This window comes from uncultured Dokdonia sp., from assembly GCF_937910895.1.
Lineage (GTDB): Bacteria > Bacteroidota > Bacteroidia > Flavobacteriales > Flavobacteriaceae > Dokdonia.
The window spans coordinates 1-23,164 of record NZ_CALEMI010000166.1 but is presented as its reverse complement, the minus strand read 5'-3'; the positions used below and the strand labels follow the sequence as shown (position 1 = coordinate 23,164).

Here is a 23,164-nt window from a genome sequence, read left to right as displayed (position 1 = left end):
GCGTTTAAAATATTATTTTGAAGTGTTTTTAATTTAAAAAGCAACGCTTCACTTTTCTATTTGCAACAAAGGGTTTATTGGGATTCTGTAAATCCTGTTGATGCGCGTTTAAAATATTATTTTGAAGTGTTTTTTAATTTAAAAAGTAGCGCTTCACTTTTCTATTTGCAACAAAGGGTTTATTGGGATTCTGTAAATCCTGTTGATGAGCGTTTAAAATATTATTTTGAAGTGTTTTTAATTTAAAAAGCAACGCTTCACTTTTCTATTTGCAACAAAGGGTTTAAAAGGATTATTTAAATCCTATATATTTTGAAGAGAGTTAATCCTCCTGATGCATTCTTTCTAGTACGCCTTCTGCCCAATATTCTGAACGAATACCAAAGCATTCCGCTATGGCATCCACTCCAATCAAAGAACCTTTTGCAAGCCGACCTAGAACTGCCAATGGAAATGTTTGTTTGGTATCGTCAAACTTAGTCATTCCATTTTTTTCTGTACGAATGCCTAATTCATCATGCAACGCCTCTACTTTAGAACTATTAATAAGTCCTTTCGGAAGTGAAGACGTTACCTTTAAAATTTGCGGTGCCGGTAAAACAGAGTTAATCATGGTTTCAACCTTAACAGCGGTTGTATTCTTTGTGAGTATCCACCCACCTTCTGTTAACTCGATAGCAGGATCGTTTACGAGATCCAATGTTAATTTACCCACTTTTTGTAAAGCTATGATCTGGCAAAGACTATCTACTGGAGGACCATACGAGTAGCGTTTCAGGCGTTCGTCTAATGCTATGATATCTGCTAATAATTCATCAGACAACGGAGCAAATGATAACAGTTTATACATAGTTGGTTGGCAATGCCTCCACACATGACCTATACAAAAATCAAGACTTACTGCTGCATTTCCCGTCGCCATACCTATAAACGTGTCTAAAATTTCTTCCGCAGGTGTATCTGTAGGGATGATAAGAGAATGTTTGAAATTTTCATCGTAAAGCCACGATTCCACCACTTTTTTAATATCACTTTTGCTGAGATCGTGAGAGAGAGAATTCATACCTTCAGCTACGTACGTATCAACAATTAATGGAGAAATAGCCTCTATAAGAAATTTGGTGCTGTCTAAAGTTTCATCTGAATCAATTGCTGAATTCACGCTTTTTTTGTAATCATCTAACTGCTCAGAACTCGGTACATACAAGGAGTCTATTTTTTTATTTAAAGGCTTTGGACTTAACGGCAAACCGTCTAGCGAAAAGGGTACTATTGTTTTTGGCTCTTTTCCACTCGGAATATATTCCATTTCTCTTGTAGACTCATTTTTCACTTTAAATGTACCGCCCATCCCTTCACTAAACGCTCTCAATAAATCAATCATTGCTAAACCAAATCCTCTGATACCTACACTATTTTCTGGTGTAATCATTCCGGATACTAACATTTTTTTTATAGGATATGGCTGTGTAAAAAGTACAGGCGTATCTAAATTTGGAACCTGTTTTTTCCATGTACCCAGCTGTTCATCAAGCTCAATAGGTTGATGTCCTATCGTTAAAACCGCTTCATCTGCTATAAAGTATTGCCCGCCAATCACATCAATTTTAACCTTATGATGATCAGGATACATCGCTTGTACTTCTCCTTGAATATACGTTAATAAGCCTTTCTCCAATAAAACATTTGCAATACTATTGTATCGCTCGTTTAGATACACTCCCATTTTAGAACGAAGCGGAAATTCATCTACGTCAGTCGCATCTGCCTCTTTATCAGAATATCCTATCCAATCTTGAAACGTTGGGAAAGTAGGAATAGAAAAGGTATCAAAAGTTATTTTTTTTCGTTTCCAAATATCCACAGCCCTTTCTGCAATATTCAACCAATTTCCATCCTCCTGATCTATAGCATACACAGGACTAGCTCCTGGGTGTGCGGTTTTTTCAAATACCAAACTGTAAATAAGGGTATTTGTTTTGGATGCCTCAGCGTATAGACTTTCTAAAGCAGATAATCCGCGGGGACCACAACCAACAATTGCAATAGTTTTAGGTTCTTTATTATTCGTCAATGGAACTGTTTTAGAATTAAATAGTTATAATTTTATCATTATACAATACTTCCCTATAAATATTCTCTACAAGGTACAGAAGACGAATGTATTAAAGAGTTTTGTACACGTAATAATTACCTAGATCACTTTAAATAGTAGCTGAATGCATCATTAATTAATAATTTTGATAGCTAGGGTTAGCTTCAATATCATAAGAGGGTAGTACTTCTATTGATTTTAGAAAAATTACGCTTTCGCGAAAGCAAAAAAATAAAGAACCCAATAGAGTATTCTAAGAAATGTTTGAAAATAGGATAGCTATATAGGGAATATCCTAAACCCACATCTCTAAATACATTGACTAAAAACGAGATGCAATTACTCTTTGGTTACTTTTTTTACCTGTGCTTCAGTAATTATTTGATCATGCGTATTTCCCCAACTATTCAGAATATAATTCATCACATCGGCTACTTCATCTTCGTAAAGACCTAAGTCAGCCATCACGCCATTATATGTAGTGCCGTTTACCGTGATTTCTCCTGTTTGTCCATACTTTACCACACGAATCGCATTGGTAATATTGTCTTTGGTAAGCCAATCAGATTGAGCTAGGGGAGGAAATGTTCCTGAGACGCCTTCACCTTTTCCTAAATGGCATTGGATACAATAGTCTGTATAGACTACTGAGCCGCGTTCCATGCTTTCTTTGAGTGGATCTTGTGGTGTGTATCTAGCGGTTTCTGTACGGAAAGTAAATCCCATTAGCATGAGACCGATGCAACTTAGTATGATTATTTTTTCCATATTACTTTTTTATCATACGAGCAATACCAGCTCCTTCAATGCCTAAATAGATATACCCATCAGGTCCCATCACAACATTACGCATACGTCCAGCATCTGTCAATAATTTTTCACGACCTACGACAGTATCTCCTTTTAGAATAAGACGTTCAACGTAATTGAACTTAAGAGATCCTACGAGTAAACTTCCATCAAGGTCACTGTATTTACTGTCAGAAACAAAGTCCATTCCACAAGGAGCGATCGAAGGAACCCAGTAATAAATAGGTTGTTCCATTCCTTCTTTTTCCGTAATATCGGTAAATGGTGTTCCACTATAGTTGATACCATAAGAGATCACTGGCCATCCGTAATTTTTTCCAGCTTCAGGAATATTTACTTCATCACCCCCACGAGGTCCATGCTCATGCGTCCATACATCACCTGTTTTTGGATGTATTGCCATTCCCTGAGGATTACGATGTCCATAAGACCAGATGGCTTCTTTGGCACCCGTTTGTCCAACAAATGGATTGTCTTTAGGAATACTTCCATCTATGTTAAGTCTATACACTTTACCACCATCGCGCGTAATATCTTGCGGATTTTCATCACGTTCACCACGATCTCCTATGGTAAAAAACACATGCCCTTTGGAGTCAAATGAAATTCGAGAACCAAAGTGATGCCCCTTTCTTGTGTTGGGACTTCCTTTATAAAGTACTTCTTGCTTTACAAGCGAAGTTCCTTCAAGTTTTGCACGCATTAAAGCGGTATGTGCGCCTTCTTCATCTCCCGCTACAGAAGAATATGTGATATAGATCCAGCCGTTATTTTTATAGTCAGGATGCACCTTGATATCTAATAATCCTCCTTGATTACGATCTGATACTTCAGGAATTCCAGTAATCATCGTTTTGGTACCGTTTTTAAAATGGATGAGTTCCCCACTTTTTTCTGTAATAAGCATAGCACCGTCCGGTAAGAATGTCAGTCCCCAAGGATTCGTAAGATCAGGCACAACCATTTCTATCGTATAATTGTCATTTTGGACGAGTTCAAAATCGTTTGTTCTTGTTTCTTGTGCACAGCTTATACCAGCGATGGTCAATAGTAAAATGAAAAAGAAGTTAGTTTTCATGATGTATTTTTTAGAAAAATAATAATTATTATTCAAATGTACGGCATCCTTAACATTATCCTATGTTTTAAGTGTTATCATCATTAGTTACTGTTATTAAGTCATCGGTTTTCTTGATAAGATTTTTGTAAGTATAAAGCATAAAAAGCTACTTTTGTAGTCTTACTTTAGTATTTAAATTAATTACTGTGAATCAGCGCTTGTATCATAACAACGCTCCTGCCTTCCGTAGGCAGATTCGCGAAAGCATAAAAAATATGGAAATCGAACACGTAAAATGCTTAATTATTGGATCTGGTCCTGCGGGATATACAGCGGCTATTTATGCAGCAAGAGCCAACATGGCTCCTGTATTATACCAAGGAATGCAGCCAGGCGGACAGTTAACGACAACAAATGAAGTAGAAAATTTTCCTGGTTACCCTGATGGAATCACAGGTCCTGCGATGATGATCGAACTGATGAATCAAGCAAAGCGATTTGATACAGATGTAAGAGATGGATGGGTTACCAAAGTTGATTTTTCTGGAGATGTGCATAAAGTATGGGTAAATGGAGAGACAGAGATTCATGCCGATACGATTATTATTTCTACAGGAGCGACAGCTAAATATCTAGGACTTGACTCTGAACAAAAATACTTAAACCTTGGTGGTGGTGTATCTGCTTGTGCAGTGTGTGATGGCTTTTTCTATAAAAATCAAGAAGTAGTGATTGTAGGTGCAGGAGATTCTGCAGCAGAAGAGGCACATTACTTATCTAAGCTTTGTTCAAAAGTAACAATGCTTGTGCGTCGTGACGAATTTAGAGCTTCTAAGATTATGGCGGCTCGTGTAAAGAATACAAAGAATATTGAAATTCTCTTTAATACAGAAACAGATGAGGTTTTAGGAGACGGACAGGTGGTAACAGGGGTGCGTGTCTTCAATAATAAGACCAATGAAAAGCACGAAATTCCTGCAACAGGATTTTTTGTTGCCATAGGACATAAACCCAACACAGAGATTTTTAAAGACTATTTAGAGCTTGACGAAACAGGATATATCATTAACGTACCTGGAACGTCAAAGACAAATGTGCCAGGTGTTTTTGTATCTGGAGATGCCGCAGATCACGTATATCGTCAGGCAATTACAGCTGCGGGTACAGGTTGTATGGCAGCACTAGATGCAGAACGCTATCTAGCCGCAAAAGAGAGTGTGGTAGAAGTAGAGGCGTAATACAAATCCTCTCTTTGCACATCATAATACAAAAGCCCGCAAAATTTGCGGGCTTTTGTGTGAATCAAGAGCAGTGATTGCACACATAGTTAGATTGGTTATATAAGTTATTCTTTTGCGTCTACAGTTCCTCCAGACATACTTTTCTTAGGCTTATCTACTTCTTTTGGATTTCCCCAATAATCAATACCTCCTCCGCTGGAAGCACGTGCATATAACTTATCTGTTACTCTGATATCCATGTTTCCTCCACTAGAAGCTTTTGCAGTAGCATATTTTGCTCTTAGTTCTCTTGCATTTATAGTACCTCCACTAGAAACAGATGCATCTAATTTTTCTGAACTTCCAGCAAGGCGTATAGAACCACCACTACTTACTCCAGTATCTATATTACGCACAATAGCTTCGGCTTTTATAGATCCTCCACTGGATACACGAAGGCTTAAATCTTCCCCTTTTAATACTTCTTTTGTTACGATATCTGCCCCGCTACTTGCGCTTATAGAGGCTAAGTCTCCTACATAAGTTACAAATACTTTTTTTGATGTGGCGCTACGTATGTTACGTTCAGAATAGATTTTTAAGGTGTTTCCTTTTACATAAATATCTGCGATATCAATGATGTTTTCATCTGCTTCTACGATCACAGAAACTTCTGATCCTTTTTCTAAATACACATCCCAACCATTTCCGGCAGATACGCCGTCAAAATCTTGAGAGATATTAAAATTTTCTGTTTGTACATTTCCATTTCCTCGTACCTGATCAAAGTTCCCGTTAAATACACAGGATGTGACCAGAAGAGAAGCAAGTACTCCGATAATAAATTTAATGAGTGTTGTCATGAGTTAGGTGTTTTTAATTTAATGATTGATTGATGATTGATGAATTATATTGATTGATTGATAAATGATTCCTCTGTTATTACACTGTAAAAGTGGGTTTTTTTACGCTTTCGCGAAAGCATAACCTCCCCAACTGTTATTTTTTTAGGTTGAGTTGTATTTTTTACTTTTAAAATATCTAATGATAATTCTTGGTAGCTGGTATGCGATGATATATAGTGTCCAAAAAATAATTCCAAAAAGTAACGGAAGGATAGATCCGAACATATAGATCATTCCTAATAGGTATCCTAATAAGCATTCTGGTTTATATATGGGAACAAAAAAGGATAATAGGATAAGACCTAACATCATATACAGTAAAACGGTTTCTAAACCAATACTAAAAAAATAGGACGTTATGATACCATATAAAAAGAATCCAATAAAACCATATATGATAGATAAGGATTCGTTTTTTGGTGCTACTTTAAGTGTTCTCAAATATATGAGATATAGCAATCCCCATGTGACTAGAGGGGTTGTAATTGCTCCCCACCAATTTGAAAATCCAGGTAAGTCTTTATTGTGCAATATATAATGTGTTGGCACTCCTTCATGAAAATAGTCCCAAGCCAAAAATGCCCACATCAAGATACTTACGATAGCAGTAAATACGATTCTGTTTTTTAATGTGAGATTAATTTTCATAAGTCTTCTGGTGTTTCTTATTTAGCGTTCTATTCGTATGGCTTCTTCTACAGCATTACCGTTTTCTAATACGATAAATTTTTCTATACTTCCATCAGGATTACTTACAAACTTTAATGTAATTGGTGCCTGAGGATGTGCAAAAAGAACAGCTGATTTTGCGACTAAATCGGTTTGCATTTTTCCAGCATCCAGATGCATCACGTTATTTTTTATAGATATCGTGATGTTTCCCGTTTGAGGTGCTTTGTAATTACCAGCATAGCGAGCGAGGAGTTCAGGAGTTACGTTAATCGCTTCGATATTCATTTCTGGTGCTTTGTGATCATAACTTAGGACGCGAGATATTTTCCATCCCGTGTTTTCTTTAAGCCAGACGTGTGTAAAGGGAGCGACTTCGGTTTTATAGAGCTCTTTGCCAGGTTCTTTGATAAAGAATTCATGAACTCCTTTTTGGATAGCGCCATATAGCGTTCCATTTTTACGAAGAGGAAAAACAGTGAGACTTCCAGGAACTAATTTGCGAATCGGCTTTTTATTGGTATCACACATATTGGTAAGGAAAGAAGTAATAAATGTCGATTTTCCCTTGGTGATACCACCTTTGTCATGATAAAACTCTAGGTCTTCGCTTAGAGCTATTTCCATTGCATCTTTACTACAGTTATTGAAACCTTCTTCAAAGAGTAAAGCATCCATTTTTTCTAATTCTAAAAATAATTTAGAATTCTGATCCACTTGAGCGATTCCTAAAAAAGGGATGAAAAGTGCAATTACTATTGATTTGTAAATTTTCATTGATTGTTTTTGATTGATGATTTTAATGTGTTAATGCAGACTGATGACTTCTGCTATTTCCCATCGCGTATCTACGTGTCTCCAGATCATAATAAATTTACTGGGTTTGGACGGTGCGTCTGGCTCTTGATTGTTATAAAACGTATGTAATCCCATGGCAATAGCTCCAAAATCCTTAATTTCATGAACTTCCAAGCTTTCAGGCACCAGTGTTCTTGTCACTTTATTGCAGATATTATTTTCTATAGCATTCATGATATCTTGCTTCACAGTACTTAATCCGCCTTTGTCGTGATAAAATTTTATATCCTCAGCATATAAACTAGCCTGTGTTTCAAGATCACATGTATTATATGCGTCAAAGTATTGTTGATCAAGACCTGAGATGGTTTTAAACAGCTCAGAGTCTTGAGCAACTTGTCCTATGCCTGTTATAGGGATGAAGGCAATAAGTAGGATGATTTTTAAATAATTCAATGTCTAATTTTTTAAATGGTGAATCAATCGTATTCTTTTTTTTAAATACTATCCTTCTTTAGGATCGTTTCAACTTCTTCTCTAGGCGTATTCTCTGTAGGCTCTTCTCTTTCCCAATCAGGAATCTCTTCACCTTCTATATAAGAACGTTGTTCCCACTCGTCTTCTCTTTCTCTGTAAGAACTGTTTTCATTATCTGGACATCCATCACAGACTAATTCTCCTCTTTTCATGAGTAGGTATTTCTGTTCGTTTCCATTTTCAAGTAAATCTCTATACCGACTATCATTACGGTGGTAACTATACGTATTGTCATCGGCATACAGCGTGGTGCCTTCAGGAATGTATAAGATCACCTGTACTTCCTGACTTCTAAATTTGCTACTTCCTTCTGTTGTGAAAAAACCATCTAGATATAAGGTATCGTCTACCATTTCAAAATTATAATCTATACGACTCGCTTCTTCTTTTGCAGCGGCAAAATTACGTCCGCTAGTTTCTTTTTGAATTTTTACATACGCATTATCTTCTGTCGTACTACGTACAATCAAGCGAACATTACGTCTCATATAGATACGCTCTCCATTAGTATCGTATTCCATAAGGAAGTTGCTAGAACGGCGTAATTCTCCAGGGAGTAAATCACTACCTTTCATACGAAGCGTTAATGTGTCGTTTGTAGCAATAGCGAGTGTTTCTTGCGTTGTTACTTTTCCTGTAAACGAATGCTCTGTTGCTTCACGGATGCCTAGAACTCCCAGACCAATTACAGATAATAACCAGATACCTAAAAGAGATAGTTTTCCGGCAAGTGGCATTGATTTCAAATTACCCGCTAGTATTTTTAATCCTAGATAAAAAAGGAAGAAAAAAGGAATTCCTACAGCAAAGAATGTTAATAGTGATACTAACCAAAGAGGTAGACCCGCTGTATGTATAAAATCTCCATAGTTTCCTAAATCACCATAAAAAAGATCAAACGTACCAGCAGTAAATAATCCCACAAATAAAGAGATCACAACGGCTGCTCCTGTGATGATAAAAAGTACACCAAAAATCTTAGCGAGTACTTTTAAGAAGAACATAATAATAGTTCCTAAGGTTTGAAAAAAACCCTGAGCGCCTTTTTTAGCTTGATTCCCAAACTTATCATAATCCACATTTTTTACCGCGTCAGCCACATTTTCAAATCCTTCTTTTACTTTTTCTTGGATATTGTCAATGTTAACTGCCTTTCCCGTCATAGAGAGTTTATCGGCTGTAGATGCTGCTTCTGGCATTAAAATCCATAATAAGATATAGATCAATATAGGAGATCCAAATCCTATAAGGACTAAGGCTACCCATGCAAGGCGGATCCATAAAGAATCGATGCCAAAATAATGTCCTAAACCACTAGACACACCACCTATATAAGCGTTTTCTGTATCTCTAAATAGTTTTTTTCCAGAACCAGAAGGTCGTGTTTTTTTTGATGTTTTAGCAGCAGGCGCATCTTCAAAGATATCGTCATCTACCATATAATCTTCGGGTTGTCCCATCACGGCAATCACTTCATCGAGCTCTTTTGTGCTGATGACTTGACGCGCATCCTGAATTTTTTCGCTAAAAAGTTCAGAAATACGAGCTTCGATGTCTGCTATAATTTCATCTTCTCCTGTAACGCCTTCAAATGAACGTTTAATCGCAGTGAGATAGCGTTGTAATTTGGCATACGCATCTTCATCTATATGAAAGAAAATACCGGCTAAATTTATATTTACTGTCTTGTTCATTGTTTTGATTTTTTTGTTGAGGTTACTACCGTTACTGCGGTTTGTAATTCGTCCCAGGTGGTTGTGAGTTCATTTAAAAAGAGTTGGCCTGTCTCTGTAAGACCATAATACTTACGTGGGGGACCGCTTGTGGATTCTTCCCAGCGATAATTAAGCAAACCTGCGTTTTTAAGTCGTGTCAGTAGCGGGTAAATAGTACCCTCTACGACGAGTAATTTAGCATCTTTAAGTGTGTCTAAGATTTCGGCTACATAAGCATCGTCATCTTTTAACACAGATAGGATGCAATACTCTAGCACGCCTTTACGCATCTGTGCCTTAGTGTTTTCAACCTTCATAGATTTCCATTTTAATATGCGTTAAACTGTTCATTTTTTTATTGCTCTTTTAAAAAGAGACTTTTTTTGATTGATGTCCTTTACCGAGTAAAGGATTGTTGATTGTGATTGATGATGAATCCTTTTTGAGTCCGCTTTCGCGAAAGCGAACCCAGTATTATTACAACTGATTTTAAGCATCTTCTGTCGTAATTGTATCGTTCTCTTCAGGTGGCAACGTTTCTTCTGTAACCGAAGCCTTGATGAAGTTGATTGTGAACGGATACTTGTAATTTTCTCCATTAGAAGCCTTGATAGCTGCCGAAATAACACTCACAATTTCAAGAATCGCAAGTCCTATAGCAAGTGTTCCTACAATAATGGCAATAATTAATAAAGTACTTGCACTCGCAAAATCTCCTTGGGTATGAAAATGATCATCAAAGATAAAATGTGTATTTGTACCTTCTAGTTTAATGATTTGCCAAACAAAAAAAGGAATACTTAGAATGACCAATGCAATGGTGTAAATTAAAATACTTAATTGAAAATTAATAGCATCTCTACCATGTCTATCGACAAAACGTGATTTGTTTTTTTGAGCGCTCCATAAAATAAGAGGCGCAATCAAATTTCCAAAAGGAACAAACCACTTACTAAAAGTAGATAAGTGTATAAATGTGCTAAGATTTTTTTGATGTGTGGTTACGGTGCTTTCCATTACTTACTAATTTCTTATACAAATATATGTCTTTAAAAAGGTATTATGTTACGCATAGTACTAAAAATTAACATTTTATTAACTTTTTTAAATTGACCTTGTAGGATTTATATTGCTAATTTTTAGTGTTTTAAGTATATTTTGAGTGATCTTATTTTTTTGAAGAATATTTTTTGGTTCATCCATTTATTGAAGAAGGTAGCCTATAATTAATCACTATTTTTGCATAAAATAGAAGACATGAAGAATTTTAGTCCTAGCAAGTTTAATATGTTTACGATGCTTAAATTACCAGCAGCGTGGTTTACAGGCGTGCGACTAAAAACCATTAATGAAGAGACCAGTACGGTGCAGGTAAAACATAGATGGATCAATCAAAATCCGTTTAATAGTATGTTTTGGGCAGTACAAGGAATGGCAGCAGAGCTTTCTACAGGAGCCTTGGTGATCTCTTATATTAGAAATAGCGATCATAAAATATCGATGCTAGTCGCTTCTAATAATGCTACGTTTACCAAAAAAGCCACAGGACGGATTACATTTACGTGTAACGACGGATCTAAGATAAAAGAAACCATCGCCAAAGCGATTGCTACGGGAGAAGGGCAAACCTGTTGGATGAAATCTATAGGAACCAATACACAAGGTGTCCAAGTGAGCGAATTCAATTTTGAGTGGACCGTCAAGGTGAGGTCCCCAAAGTGATTTTGTACACACTCTTTTAGATAACTTCATAGCCTTGGCTTCGTTTTTCTAATTTCTAATTTCTACTTTCGTATATCTAATACTTAATCTCGTATTTGTCATGAACTATATTCTTTTTGACGGAACTGTCCGTAATCAATTATTACCGTTTACATACACCCGTCCCGTGGCTGATATTCGTATAGGAATCTTAACCATACGAGAAAAATGGGAACAATTTTTAGATTCTACTACCTCCACAGTGACCGAAGACTATTTGAGTGAGAAATGGCCTATGGTCGAGTTTCCAGAAAATATAATGATTAATGCGTCGTATTTACCAACACCTAATTTGGTGACGATTGTAAAAGGAATGACGGACGGTCAGGCTATTTTTGATGGAGATGAAGTCATTGCATTTTATACTAAAGAAGATCAAGAAGTAGATTTTGATACTTACGATATTATTGAGTACAGCTTTGAAGACCTATTTAAGGTGCAACATACGTGGGATATTTTTTCTAAAAATGCCCGTGCCATTGCAGAGGATTATGCATTACTTACCGAAGGAAGAACCTCAGAGCCGATTCCGCAAATGGTGGTCGCGCTGAATGCTACCGATATCTTTATAGAAGAAGGCGCAAAACTACCTTTGTGTTCACTCAATGCAGAAGATGGTCCTATTTACATAGGTAAAGATGCAGAGATTATGGAAGGCTCTATGATCCGTGGTCCTTTTGCTTTGTGTGAGCATGGCACGGTAAAAATGGGTGCTAAAATTTATAGTGGTACGACCATTGGTCCTTATTGTAAAGTAGGAGGAGAGGTAAATAATGTGGTGCTTTTTGGATACTCCAGCAAAGGACATGACGGATTCTTAGGAAATGCTGTACTTGGCGAATGGTGTAATATAGGAGCCGATAGTAATAATTCAAATCTTAAAAATAATTATGCTTCGGTAAAATTATGGGATTATGAAACAGGACGTTTTGCAGATACAGGTTTGCAATTTTGTGGACTGATGATGGGAGATCATAGCAAATGTGGCATCAATACCATGTTCAATACAGGGACCGTTGTAGGTGTCGCAACAAATATTTTTGGTAGCGGCTTCCCGCGAAATTTTGTACCGTCATTTCAGTGGGGTGGCGCTAGTGGTTTTGTTACACATCTTCCTAAAAAAGCTTTTGAAACGGCTCGCATTGCCATGGCACGTCGTGATATCGATCTCACAGAACAAGATGAAGCTATCTTGAACCACGTCTTTGAAGAGACTAAGCAGTATCGCAGAGATTAGTTTATTTTTTTTTCGCTTTCGCGAAATAGCTATTAGTCATTAGTTTGTTTAGATGTATGTATTGAGTCATCTCGACAAAAGGAGAGATCGCACAAGTAGCTAAGAGAATATGTCTGCTATTCTAACAGTAACGGGATTTCTCATTATTCTTTCCTGGCTTTGTCAAAATAACTTAGATTTTCTCAACTAAAATTCTGTATTTAATATATATAATTTGACATTCGTACCTCATTATCTGAAAATGACGAAAGATGCTGATGAAATCTAAGTTTTGTGAAAGAATTTAATTTTATCAATTGTTTTTCAGATAGTTATATTTTTATCTTGAAATCAGCTTTTCTATAAGTGATTTTATGATTTTCTCTTTCCCTTTCTAAGTAAAAATATATATTATTAATATTTTTCAAACTTTATTTGAGTCATTAATAACTGTTAATTAAATAGTTGCGTAAATTTTTTATACCTATTTTTAAGTGTGATTGATAAGAATCTACCTTTTAGAAAGGTATGTTTTATCAAGAAAGACAAAATCCTTGAGTGTCTTAAAATGATCAAGGTGTATTCATTAAATAAAATTCATACTATGAAAAACTTAAAAACCTTAGGAAAGACTTTAAAAGTGGTAGAACAGAAATCTGTTAATGGAGGGATGCATCCAGCTAATTCTAATTTTGTATGTATTGAAAAATTCCCTCGTATATACTATGTAAATGAAGGCGAATTATGTAGAGATGGTAGCGTGCCTCTTTGCCCATGATTTAAAATTATATATCATCCAGATATATACGTGTCTGGATGGTGTGTTTATGATTTAAAGTTTTTAAACAACCAGTGCCAATCGATTGCAGTCGCTATAAAATAAACGATGACAAGCGCTACAATGGTAATCACTAGAAACTTCTTTTGCTCTTGTTTCTTTTCTTTTTGAATACGATCTCTAATCTCCTGTAATTGCTCTGGAGTTGCTTCTTTTGTAAACTTGTTTGTTTTGTCTTTTGCTGTGGCATACGAAAGTTTCTGCTTTTTACGCTTTCCTAATAAAGCCCTATTGGCTTTCAATGACTTATTTGCTGCTCCTGATCCGTATGGCATAATAGTAATTTTTTATATCGTTATATGTAATTTTCATACTTTAAATACCAGAGGCATATCGCTAATAGTATAAAAATGACGACACTTATAATGATTAGTTTCTTATTTCTTTTTCGCTTTTTTTCTTCAATCTCCGTTTTGATCTTGAGTAAAAGCTCAGGACTTGCTATTTTATGATTAAAATTTCCTTTTTGTCTATCTTTTATGGTTGTCACTCCATTTTTTAGAAAAGTGTCATTAACATTTTTTCTTTTGTTACTTCTCAATGTAGTAATCATAGATTCTCCGAATGGCATAGCTGTTTTTTTTAGTAGTTAGAAATAATACTAGTCATCCTTACAAATGTTTGATGTCTTTTAGGATTTAGCTTTAAGTTTTTTAGGATTCAGAATGTTCTGCTTAAAGTTGCAAAGCCAACACTATTCATCTAAATTTCTTTTATTGCTTTCTCTTTTTAATAACTGCTTATGTATAGAATACCTAAGCAAAAAATTACGATCATAATTAGCGTGAGTATAACCGTTTTTGTACGTCTCGCTTTTTCTTCTTTACGAATTCGTGTGCGGATTTGTAGTAGTTGCTCTTGTGTAGGTTGTTTGGGATCTACCCAGTTTTCATTTGTAGAAGAGACTAAAGAAAACTTCTGTTTTCTACGTTTATTTTTAAGTGCTCTGTTTGCTTTGAGGCTTGCCATTGCAGCCATCATGCTTCCTTCTCCTCCCATAATCATTCTGTGTTAGTTACAGTATATGGGTAGTAGAAAATGATGAAATGTTACAAGATGTATTATTTTAAAACCATAGAATCACTAAATTTTTATCACTTATCACTCGTACTTCAAGTTTTCAAAATGATGGGCGCTATTAAGTATATCAGGAACTGAGATACAAGAAACTCAGGATTACATCTTCGACTTCTTCACTCTCTTCAACACCAAAAAATTCTGGGGATTTGGGGTGAGGTCGCTTATGTTTTTTCGCGTAAAGCGAACCACTTGATCGTAATACAATGGGATAATCGGGGATTGTGCAATGATGATGCTATCCATTTTTTTATACTCCAGTTTACGTGTTTCTACAGCTACCATCGAGAGGCTATGTTCGTAAATAGAATCATACATAGCACTTTTAAAATGGGTGTAATTAGGTCCGTTTGGGGTAAAATTTTTACTGTAAAATAAGCTCAGATAATTTTCGGCATCTGGGTAATCGGCGATCCAGCTTGCGCGAAAAGCATCCAAGTCGCCACTACTTTTCATCTGCCGAAGTGTAGACGGAGGCATCACATTAATTTCCACACGAAGCCCCGCCTTTTGGAGTTCGCGCTGTATGTATTCACAAATATCAAGATACTGACTATTGGTTCCTATCGAAATCATAGGATTCCTATTGCCACTCTCTTTTTTGTATTGCTGTATCAGCTTTCGCGAAAGCGTAGGATCGTATGAGTATCCTTTTATATAATCAAATCCAGGCAATCCCATCGGGATAAATCCGTGTTCGGCAGGTGTACCAATACCATTGCGTAAATAGGTGATCATTTTTTGGCGGTCAAAACCATAGTTGATGGCTTTTCGAAGGAGTTCAGATTGGACTTCTTTTGTGTTGCTGTCTAAGTAAAATCCGATGTACTCCGTATTTAATTGCGGACTCACGCTGAGGTTGACATCGTTTTGGTATTTTTCGCGTAAGCGTCCAGAAGCGGTTAATAATTCGTCTTTATAAGAAGGATCAAGCGAATTAAGGAAATCTAGATTGCCTTGTGCAAACTGTAAAAATTCACTTTGCTTATCGGGTAAAAAGGTAATGGCAACAGCCTCTAGGTAGGGTAGCTGATTCCCAGCTTCATCGCGTTCGTAATACAGCTCATTTTTGCGTAACACGAGTTTGACGCCTTCCTCCCAACGTTTGAACTTAAAAGGGCCTGTCCCGATGGGGTTTGAACGAAAATCACTTCCATAAAAGGAAACAATTTCCTCAGGAACAACCGAGCAGTACCGCATACTGAGCAACCCTAAAAATGCAGGAAACGGTTGCTTGAGTTGTATGACAAAGGTTCTGTCATTTATAGCTTTATAGTGATCTACTTTGCTCAGCACCCAACTGCCAGGAGAAGCCACTGAGGGATCCGTAAGTCGATCAAAACTATACACAAAGTCTGATGCGTTTACGTAACGTGTACTATCAAGGGTTTTAAATGCTGCGTGTTTATGAAACTGAACATCGTCTCTTAAGGTAAACGTATATTGTAAAGCATCTTCAGAAATTTGCCAGTTTTTTGCGATGTCAGGTTGAATGTTGAGGGAGTCGTCTAGTTGTACGAGTCCATTAAAAAGCTGGTTAGTTGGCCAGATAATAGAGGGGTTACGTGCAAATGCAGGATCTAAAGTTGAGATTTGGTATTGCTCATTATATCTAAAAACAAGGTGATCACGGTTTTGGCTGGCTTTTGGAGAGCAAGAGGTTATAAAGGATGTGACTAGTATGATGAGAACGATTAGGTAATCATGCCTGAAATAGTACGTTGGGAGTCGGAAGTGCATATTCATTTTAATGTAGCTATAAAAGCAATCATCAGCTCATTTGCTTATCGCAAAAGTCGTATTTCTTTTTTAAAATTATCGTTGTAGCACAAAGAAACTACTTTATAACGTTTTTTTATGTATTAAAATAGTGTATCCGTACTGTGATGTTATTTTTTTAAATGTATGTTGATTTTCAATATATAATATGTGTAATCATTGTTTATTTATACTATGTGATGACCTTTTGAAATAAGTACGATGTATCTATAGTAACCAAAAACAATACTTATTATGAGAATTCCTAAAATCATGTATGCAATCTCCATCATACTTTCTTTTGCTAGCTGTAGTACAGATGATGATAGTATGCAAGCCCAAGCAAACGCCATTGCAAATCGTACTTCATCCTGTGAGAATGTTATAGGGTTTACAGGGCTCTATTGGGATATGGCCAATGGAGATAATGCTGCTTTTGGGTTACTTCCTGGCGTACCCGTTATACAAAATCCTGGAGGACAATTTATTCATAGTGAACAACCCTCTTTAGGGTTTATATTACCCCAGGGATTTTCTGGCTTTGAGGTAAATGAACCTTTTACAATAGGCGGAGATATTATAAGAGCTGATAATCAAGTTGTATATAGATGGACACCACTAAAGACAGTTCTTCAACCCTTTGTGCCAACTCAAGTCATCATAGCGGAGCAAATAAATTTGATGTTAGATTTTTATGGTTTTCAAGGACAACCTGAAGTATTGTGTACCAGAACAGCACAGCAAAATAATATCTTACCTCAAGAATTTACAGGAAGACTTCTACGCTTTAATGGTATCATAGCACAGGTTTGGGTGATAGGCACTTATATTGAAGGATCGGGTACTAGCTCGTTTGCCATTAGTATTTCTGCTGCTCCAGAAGCAGAGTATGAAGCTCAGGTACAGGAAACTTTTTTACCTTTTATTTTTCAGTTATTTGTAAGACCTGATGGCGAGTTTATAGATAAGGATAATGATGGATTTGATAATTTGATAGATCCTAATGATTGTGATCCTAATATCATTCCAGGATAACATAAAAACGGAGTGTTTTTTAACCCAAACATACAATAGATGTTCTAGAGTGTGTTTGGGTATATGTACGCTTTCGCGAAAGCGTACCCATGAAAACTTCCTTTTATTACATAGTAAATCGTATCCTTGAAGACAGCTGTATCTATCCAATTAAAAATTGTAATTTTGCCTACTTATTTTTAGTACGCATGAACACACGTAAGAGAGTTGCATTTTACACCTTAGGCTGCAAATTAAATTTTTCTGAAACATCAACCATTGCTCGTAATTTTACAGACGAGGGGTTTGACCGTGTGGATTTTTCTGAGCATGCAGATATCTACGTGATTAATACATGTAGTGTAACTGAAAATGCAGATAAGCGTTTTAAAACGATTGTAAAGCAAGCTCAAAAAGGAAATCCAGAAGCCTTTGTTGCTGCCGTTGGTTGTTATGCGCAATTAAAGCCAGAAGAATTGGTTGCTGTAGACGGGATAGATCTTGTTCTAGGCGCTACCGAAAAGTTTAAGATTACAGATTATATTTATGATTTGTCTAAAAATGATCATGGCGAAGTACACTCTTGTGAAATAGAAGAAGCCGATTTTTATGTAGGTTCGTATGCGGTAGGAGATCGTACCCGTGCGTTTTTGAAAGTACAAGACGGTTGTGATTATAAATGTACCTATTGTACGATACCTTTAGCAAGAGGCATCTCTCGTAGTGATACACTTACCAATGTTCTTAAAAACGCTTCAGAGATCGCTGCGCAAGATATTAAAGAGATTGTGCTGACAGGGGTGAATATAGGAGATTATGGGAAAGGGGAGTTTGGAAATAAGAAACACGAACATACGTTTTTAGAGTTAGTGACAGCACTAGATAAAGTAGACGGAATAGAACGTTTACGGATTTCTTCTATAGAGCCGAATTTATTAAAAAATGAGACGATTGATGTTGTCGCAAAATCACGTGCATTTGTACCTCATTTTCATATTCCATTACAAAGTGGTAGTAATGAAATCTTAGGATTGATGCGTCGCAGATATCAACGAGAATTATATGTAGATCGAGTGACTAAAATCAAAGAAGTCATGCCACACGCCTGTATTGGAGTAGATGTAATTGTTGGCTTTCCTGGAGAGACAGATGCTCATTTCTTAGAAACCTATAATTTCTTAAACGAGCTTGATATTTCGTATTTACACGTATTTACCTATTCAGAACGTGATAATACAACAGCGGCTACCATGGAAGGAGTCATTCCTAAGAATGTACGAAGTAAACGAAGTAAAATGCTACGCGGACTTTCTGTTAAGAAGAGACGGGCGTTTTATGAATCTCAATTAGGAACACGTCGTACAGTGCTTTTTGAAGGTGAAAACAAAGAAGGGTACATTCATGGGTTTACAGAAAATTATGTCAAAGTAAAAGCTCCGTGGAATCCAGAGCTTGTAAACACCTTACACGATGTTGATCTTACCAAAATAGATGATGATGGTATGGTGCGTTTTGAATTTGTTGCAACAGCTGTGCACTAAAATTTTAACTTCTTAAATTATCTTGTCAAGTTTGCAACAGGATTGATATTATATCCTTTTGTGACAGCATCTCCTTCAAAAACATTCACATGAAAGTTTTGAGTAACTCCATTCTTATATACAAAAGTACCTAAGTGAGTATAAAAGGTTTTAGATTCGTGCTGACCTTCACCGAGACCATAAAAATAATAGTTGACAACAGGACCTGCTGTACCCGTTGTTCCTATAAAATAATCTTCTAATGATTTTGCAGCTGTTACAGGATCTTCACCAGTATCTAAGATAGATTCAAGATTTTTGTAAGACGCATCTGAGATAGATTCAGCAAATTGATACGCTGTTTCTTTTGTAGCATCTATTTCTTTCAGTGTTTTTATATTAAAAGAATAAGGATTCTTTTCTCCATTTTTTTGAGTAAGCTCTACTCCAATATAATCATAGCTATTTCTTTCTTCTTCAGACAAATTCTCATAGGCAATAGCAGCAATGTTGTTTAAAGAAAAAGTACTGTTTAATGTATCTAAAATAGCACTTCGTGATACATTCAAATTTTTTACGTGTACATTTTTTATATCACCCAATGTAGCATTTTGGATATCTTCAAAGCTGGTCTCAGCGCCGTATATACTGTTGATTTCGTTTTCTATTTTCCCTTCAGACGAGTTAGTGTCAGAACCACAAGCATACATGCATAATATGCATATTAGATAAATAAATGATGATGTTTTCATTTGAGCATTGTTTTGAGTTAGTGTTCCCATATAGTATACAATTGTTGTATGATTGCTGATCGTATGACGCATTGCAAAGGCTATAAACAGAAACCATACTTAGTTACTTTTAAAAGTAAAAACAATAGGTTGGAGTGCCACAATTTCTTTAGTGAAAGGGGTGTGTTTTTTAGTGAATAATACTATTATTTGATGAGAGAATAACCAGAATAGTTGTATGTGTAGAAGAAGATTTCTACGTGCGGATGGTAGGTGTAGGATATCAAAAAACCCTGCAAATAGCATTTGCAGGGTTTTGTTTTCTTATTGAGATTCTAATTAAATATTAATCCCGACAGGTAATAATTTTTTGTACTTACGACGATTTGATCTCATAAATTTTGCAATTTCTGGACTTGTAGGAACTAGGCTAATGTTGCGATCTTCTACTTCATTAAACACAGAAACAATAAAATCATTCATGTGAGCTTCGGTTCCCTCTGGCATCATAATTTTTGTTAGGAAGATTTTTCTTTCCTGTAACGAGTATTCAATTTTTGCCATTTTATCATCAAATGTTGCTTCAAATTGTCTCAAGAACTCATTATCTGTCAATTCAACTGCTGTCACTGCTTCCATAAATTTGTGAATATGTTAGGGTATTTATAGTATTATTGTGAGTATTTAAGAAATCTCTTTATAATTTTGTAGGGAGATTTAAAAACGCATATATAACAGTGTTTATAATAATTTTTAGATTTCTTAATATTAAGTTCTTGCAAAGGTACAAAAAAATACCTAAGTAGTTTTTTAAATTATGTTAAACCCTTATACTAAAGATAGATGACACATCTCTACTTGATGCCCGGGATGGCGGCAAATCCATCTATTTTTGAGCATATTGCATTACCTAAAGATCGGTTTACGATACATCTTTTAGAATGGCAACTTCCTAAACCTAAAGAGACTATCTCTGAGTATGCAAAACGGATGACAGCGTTTATTACACATAAAGATAGTGTGTTACTAGGAGTTAGTTTTGGAGGGATATTGGTGCAAGAAATGGCAAAGCACATACAACTTAAAAAACTAATTATCGTTAGTAGTGTAAAGTCAAAAAAGGAGTTACCTAGACGAATGAAGCTTTCGCGAAAGCTAAAATTATATGCACTGCTACCGACTCGACTTATAGAAGATGTTGATACATTAGCTAAGTATGCCTTTGGCGAAACCGTAAAAAATAGAGTGGCTTTATATCAAAAGTATCTGTCTATGAATGATCGGCATTATATGAGTTGGGCTGTAAAAGAAATGGTATGTTGGGATCAGGAAATATCAGATCCAAATATCTTGCACATTCACGGAGACGCAGATCGTATTTTTCCGATAAAGTATATTGACCATTGTGTGACCGTTCCTGGAGGATCACATATTATGGTGATAACTAAATACAAATGGTTTAATGAAAACCTTCCACGACTTATTGAAAATGATTAACTTGTTTAAAATTAAATAATTATGAAACGAATAGAACGCATATTTGCGGTTATTGGGCTATTAGCGGTTGTAATAGTGACGATTAATGCTGTGCAACTTCCTAAAAATGAGGTAAAAATAGATGCAGAGCAGATAGAAAAAGAAGAGGCGTTGGTAAATGATTATAATGTCTATGCATTACCTATTCCAGATGGTTTGAACTTTGCAGGAGAAGCTGTTCCAATTGAAAATCCTGATATTAAAGAACGGATGGATAGGGAATTGCTCGTAAATACCTATTGGCAATCTAATTCTTTATTACTTTTTAAAAGGGCAAACAAATACTTTCCAATCATAGAACCGATCCTTGCTGCCGAGGGCGTTCCAGATGATTTTAAATATCTGGCAGTTATTGAAAGCGGACTTACACAAGCGGTTTCTCCAGCTAGAGCAACGGGATTTTGGCAAATATTAAAAGAGACAGGAAAAGAATATGGATTGGAGGTAAATGATAATGTAGATGAGCGCTATCATATCGAAAAATCAACACGAGCTGCGTGTGCCTATCTTAAAAATGCAAAAGAAAATTTTGGTAGTTGGACAGAAGCTGCTGCTGCTTATAATGCAGGGAATGCAGGTGTTAGTAAGCGAATGAAAAGTCAGAATGTAGACACCTACTACGATTTGTTATTAGGGGAAGAAACTGGACGTTACGTTTTTAGAATTATCGCATTAAAAGAAATCTTAAATCATCCAGCTCAATATGGGTTTAATTTTAAAAAGCAAGATTTATATGAAAATGTCCCTACCTATAAAGTAAGCGTAGATACCGCAGTAACAGATTTTGTTGCTTTTTCTGAACGTTTTGGGATCAATTATAAAATTCTGAAACTACATAATCCTTGGCTTAGAGAACCACACCTTAATAATTCATCTAGGAAGGAATATTTTATAGATATTCCTAAAGAGGGATATTACTCTCTAGGAAAGTAATTTTCCTTATAATTATATAGTATTACTAGGGAAATCATTTTTTAAATCATTTCCCTTTTTTATGCTCTTATAGAATCAAGTTTTTCCCGTTTTATAGAGAATTATCCATCAAAATATAAATGTAATAGGTATTATCGCACTTATTTCAACAGGTTTTATAGCAGACTTTTTAAGTGATGTTATGAGGGTAGGAGGGGATATTGTGAAAACTCCTTAAATGATTTTTTATTGGGATTTAATCAATATCAAACACAAGAGACGAGCCTAGCTGTAATTGCTGTTCCTGTTACGTTTCTTGTAGCGTATCGTTATTAAGGAGAAGGATACGTCAATTGGAAATATGCCGCAAAAAGAATTTTCGAAGAAATCCTGCTGATTATATCTGTAAAAATGCTAATTGGGAAGTAACTATTTCCTTATTTAGCTCCAATGACTGCTATAGGTAAAAGCTCATTTGATAGTAACATTTGAATATTGTTTTGGTATAATGTCATGTTTTGGAGATAGGAATCTTCTATCGTTTTGTCGAGCTTATTTACGATCCTTTTTTCAATATTAATAACTTCTTTTTCAGAACTAATACTGAAAATAAGAGGAAGTCCTAAGGAATGTTTTAGATTATGTATGATATGAGTATTTCTATTATCTTGATCGTCTATATATCGTATTTTTATTTTATGATGATACTCTTGTGCTATTTTACGAGCTGTTTTCTGATCACTCCAGATCAGTAATACAATGTCAATTTGATCACTGTATTCTTTTGAAAGTTCATTTAATGCAGGCAACTCCCCTTTAGAAGGGACAGACCATGCAGAATATGTAATTAATAAAATAGGTTTTTCAAACTTAGAAAAGGGGATACTTTTTTTGCTAAGATTATTGGAGTTAAAATGGATCAAGTCTAAAACTTGTGGGATTTTGGGATTATGCAAAAATATTTGATAATCTAAAAAGGAAGAATTCTACGT

The 23,164-nt window shown here is 35.7% G+C and carries 25 protein-coding genes; 8 read left to right on the top strand and 17 right to left on the bottom strand.

From position 1 onward, the window contains the following. Window positions 1-322: 322 nt before the first annotated feature. The 3 genes from Q0505_RS21000 to Q0505_RS20990 all read right to left on the bottom strand — a co-directional run bounded on the left by Q0505_RS21000 (window position 323) and on the right by Q0505_RS20990 (window position 3,983). Complete coding sequence (locus Q0505_RS21000; protein ID WP_299217550.1) at window positions 323-2,074, bottom strand: FAD/NAD(P)-binding protein; 1,752 nt, start codon at window positions 2,072-2,074, stop codon at window positions 323-325. Between the two features lie 360 nt (window positions 2,075-2,434). After that, window positions 2,435-2,863 carry a cytochrome c gene (locus tag Q0505_RS20995; RefSeq protein ID WP_299217548.1) on the bottom strand — a complete coding sequence of 143 codons (429 nt, stop codon included), beginning with the start codon at window positions 2,861-2,863 and terminating at the stop codon, window positions 2,435-2,437. Between the two features lies 1 nt (window position 2,864). Continuing rightward, entirely contained in the window at window positions 2,865-3,983 is a 1,119-nt protein-coding gene (locus tag Q0505_RS20990; protein WP_299217546.1) for a PQQ-dependent sugar dehydrogenase, read from the bottom strand. A gap of 257 nt (window positions 3,984-4,240) precedes the next feature. Between Q0505_RS20990 and trxB the strand changes: the two genes are divergently transcribed. Beyond that, complete coding sequence (trxB, locus tag Q0505_RS20985) at window positions 4,241-5,203, top strand: thioredoxin-disulfide reductase (RefSeq protein WP_299217543.1); 963 nt, start codon at window positions 4,241-4,243, stop codon at window positions 5,201-5,203. Window positions 5,204-5,310: 107 nt separating this feature from the next. Here the strand turns inward: trxB and Q0505_RS20980 are convergent, their stop codons facing one another. The 7 genes from Q0505_RS20980 to Q0505_RS20950 all read right to left on the bottom strand — a co-directional run bounded on the left by Q0505_RS20980 (window position 5,311) and on the right by Q0505_RS20950 (window position 10,826). After that, window positions 5,311-6,048, bottom strand: a complete 738-nt coding sequence (locus Q0505_RS20980; RefSeq protein ID WP_299217541.1) for a head GIN domain-containing protein — start codon at window positions 6,046-6,048, stop codon at window positions 5,311-5,313. A 144-nt stretch (window positions 6,049-6,192) separates the two neighbouring features. Further along, window positions 6,193-6,738, bottom strand: coding sequence for a hypothetical protein (locus Q0505_RS20975; RefSeq protein WP_299217538.1), 546 nt, complete (start codon window positions 6,736-6,738; stop codon window positions 6,193-6,195). A 21-nt stretch (window positions 6,739-6,759) separates the two neighbouring features. Then, window positions 6,760-7,536: a hypothetical protein gene (locus tag Q0505_RS20970; RefSeq protein ID WP_299217537.1), complete on the bottom strand. Its 777-nt coding sequence runs from the start codon at window positions 7,534-7,536 to the stop codon at window positions 6,760-6,762. A gap of 30 nt (window positions 7,537-7,566) precedes the next feature. After that, window positions 7,567-8,013 (bottom strand): nuclear transport factor 2 family protein, encoded by a 447-nt coding sequence (locus tag Q0505_RS20965; RefSeq protein ID WP_299217535.1) that lies wholly within the window; start codon window positions 8,011-8,013, stop codon window positions 7,567-7,569. 41 nt (window positions 8,014-8,054) lie between these two features. Further along, a complete protein-coding gene (locus Q0505_RS20960) occupies window positions 8,055-9,788 on the bottom strand; it encodes a PspC domain-containing protein (RefSeq protein ID WP_299217532.1) in 1,734 nt (577 codons plus the stop codon). Then, on the bottom strand, window positions 9,785-10,126 hold the full coding sequence (locus Q0505_RS20955; RefSeq protein ID WP_299217530.1) for a PadR family transcriptional regulator: 342 nt from the start codon (window positions 10,124-10,126) through the stop codon (window positions 9,785-9,787). The genes Q0505_RS20960 and Q0505_RS20955 overlap by 4 nt, the downstream gene beginning before the upstream one ends. A 172-nt stretch (window positions 10,127-10,298) precedes the next feature. Continuing rightward, window positions 10,299-10,826, bottom strand: a complete 528-nt coding sequence (locus tag Q0505_RS20950; RefSeq protein WP_299217527.1) for a DUF4870 domain-containing protein — start codon at window positions 10,824-10,826, stop codon at window positions 10,299-10,301. 240 nt (window positions 10,827-11,066) lie between these two features. Between Q0505_RS20950 and Q0505_RS20945 the strand changes: the two genes are divergently transcribed. From Q0505_RS20945 to Q0505_RS20935, 3 genes are all read left to right on the top strand, one after another. Beyond that, on the top strand, window positions 11,067-11,531 hold the full coding sequence (locus Q0505_RS20945) for a DUF4442 domain-containing protein (protein WP_299217525.1): 465 nt from the start codon (window positions 11,067-11,069) through the stop codon (window positions 11,529-11,531). A 100-nt stretch (window positions 11,532-11,631) separates the two neighbouring features. Continuing rightward, window positions 11,632-12,807, top strand: a complete 1,176-nt coding sequence (locus Q0505_RS20940; RefSeq protein ID WP_299217523.1) for a GlmU family protein — start codon at window positions 11,632-11,634, stop codon at window positions 12,805-12,807. A 583-nt stretch (window positions 12,808-13,390) separates the two neighbouring features. After that, window positions 13,391-13,564: a hypothetical protein gene (locus tag Q0505_RS20935; RefSeq protein WP_299217520.1), complete on the top strand. Its 174-nt coding sequence runs from the start codon at window positions 13,391-13,393 to the stop codon at window positions 13,562-13,564. A 47-nt stretch (window positions 13,565-13,611) separates the two neighbouring features. On the opposite strand, the gene Q0505_RS20930 is transcribed toward Q0505_RS20935, so the two are convergent. The 4 genes from Q0505_RS20930 to Q0505_RS20915 all read right to left on the bottom strand — a co-directional run bounded on the left by Q0505_RS20930 (window position 13,612) and on the right by Q0505_RS20915 (window position 16,441). Next, on the bottom strand, window positions 13,612-13,899 hold the full coding sequence (locus Q0505_RS20930; protein WP_299217518.1) for a hypothetical protein: 288 nt from the start codon (window positions 13,897-13,899) through the stop codon (window positions 13,612-13,614). Between the two features lie 20 nt (window positions 13,900-13,919). Continuing rightward, window positions 13,920-14,195, bottom strand: a complete 276-nt coding sequence (locus Q0505_RS20925) for a hypothetical protein (protein ID WP_299217516.1) — start codon at window positions 14,193-14,195, stop codon at window positions 13,920-13,922. Window positions 14,196-14,353: 158 nt separating this feature from the next. After that, on the bottom strand, window positions 14,354-14,623 hold the full coding sequence (locus Q0505_RS20920) for a hypothetical protein (protein WP_299217513.1): 270 nt from the start codon (window positions 14,621-14,623) through the stop codon (window positions 14,354-14,356). Window positions 14,624-14,800: 177 nt separating this feature from the next. Next, the gene (locus Q0505_RS20915; RefSeq protein ID WP_299217554.1) at window positions 14,801-16,441 is read right to left on the bottom strand and encodes an ABC transporter substrate-binding protein; all 1,641 of its coding nucleotides are present in this window, start codon (window positions 16,439-16,441) and stop codon (window positions 14,801-14,803) included. Window positions 16,442-16,714: 273 nt separating this feature from the next. Here Q0505_RS20915 and Q0505_RS20910 point away from each other — a divergent pair, with 273 nt between their 5' ends. Both Q0505_RS20910 and mtaB read left to right on the top strand, forming a co-directional pair. Next, complete coding sequence (locus Q0505_RS20910; RefSeq protein WP_299217511.1) at window positions 16,715-17,494, top strand: hypothetical protein; 780 nt, start codon at window positions 16,715-16,717, stop codon at window positions 17,492-17,494. A gap of 188 nt (window positions 17,495-17,682) precedes the next feature. Beyond that, the gene (gene mtaB, locus Q0505_RS20905; protein WP_299217552.1) at window positions 17,683-19,014 is read left to right on the top strand and encodes a tRNA (N(6)-L-threonylcarbamoyladenosine(37)-C(2))-methylthiotransferase MtaB; all 1,332 of its coding nucleotides are present in this window, start codon (window positions 17,683-17,685) and stop codon (window positions 19,012-19,014) included. A 17-nt stretch (window positions 19,015-19,031) separates the two neighbouring features. On the opposite strand, the gene Q0505_RS20900 is transcribed toward mtaB, so the two are convergent. Both Q0505_RS20900 and Q0505_RS20895 read right to left on the bottom strand, forming a co-directional pair. Further along, the gene (locus Q0505_RS20900) at window positions 19,032-19,745 is read right to left on the bottom strand and encodes a hypothetical protein (protein ID WP_299217509.1); all 714 of its coding nucleotides are present in this window, start codon (window positions 19,743-19,745) and stop codon (window positions 19,032-19,034) included. A gap of 318 nt (window positions 19,746-20,063) precedes the next feature. Beyond that, on the bottom strand, window positions 20,064-20,363 hold the full coding sequence (locus Q0505_RS20895; RefSeq protein ID WP_299217506.1) for an N-acetyltransferase: 300 nt from the start codon (window positions 20,361-20,363) through the stop codon (window positions 20,064-20,066). Window positions 20,364-20,567: 204 nt separating this feature from the next. On the opposite strand from Q0505_RS20895, the gene Q0505_RS20890 reads away from it, so the two are divergent. Both Q0505_RS20890 and Q0505_RS20885 read left to right on the top strand, forming a co-directional pair. Next, window positions 20,568-21,221 (top strand): alpha/beta hydrolase, encoded by a 654-nt coding sequence (locus tag Q0505_RS20890; protein WP_299217504.1) that lies wholly within the window; start codon window positions 20,568-20,570, stop codon window positions 21,219-21,221. Window positions 21,222-21,242: 21 nt separating this feature from the next. Beyond that, window positions 21,243-22,193, top strand: coding sequence for a lytic transglycosylase domain-containing protein (locus Q0505_RS20885; protein ID WP_299217502.1), 951 nt, complete (start codon window positions 21,243-21,245; stop codon window positions 22,191-22,193). Window positions 22,194-22,609: 416 nt separating this feature from the next. Here the strand turns inward: Q0505_RS20885 and Q0505_RS20880 are convergent, their stop codons facing one another. Continuing rightward, window positions 22,610-23,128, bottom strand: coding sequence for a redoxin domain-containing protein (locus tag Q0505_RS20880; RefSeq protein WP_299217499.1), 519 nt, complete (start codon window positions 23,126-23,128; stop codon window positions 22,610-22,612). Window positions 23,129-23,164: the final 36 nt, after the last annotated feature.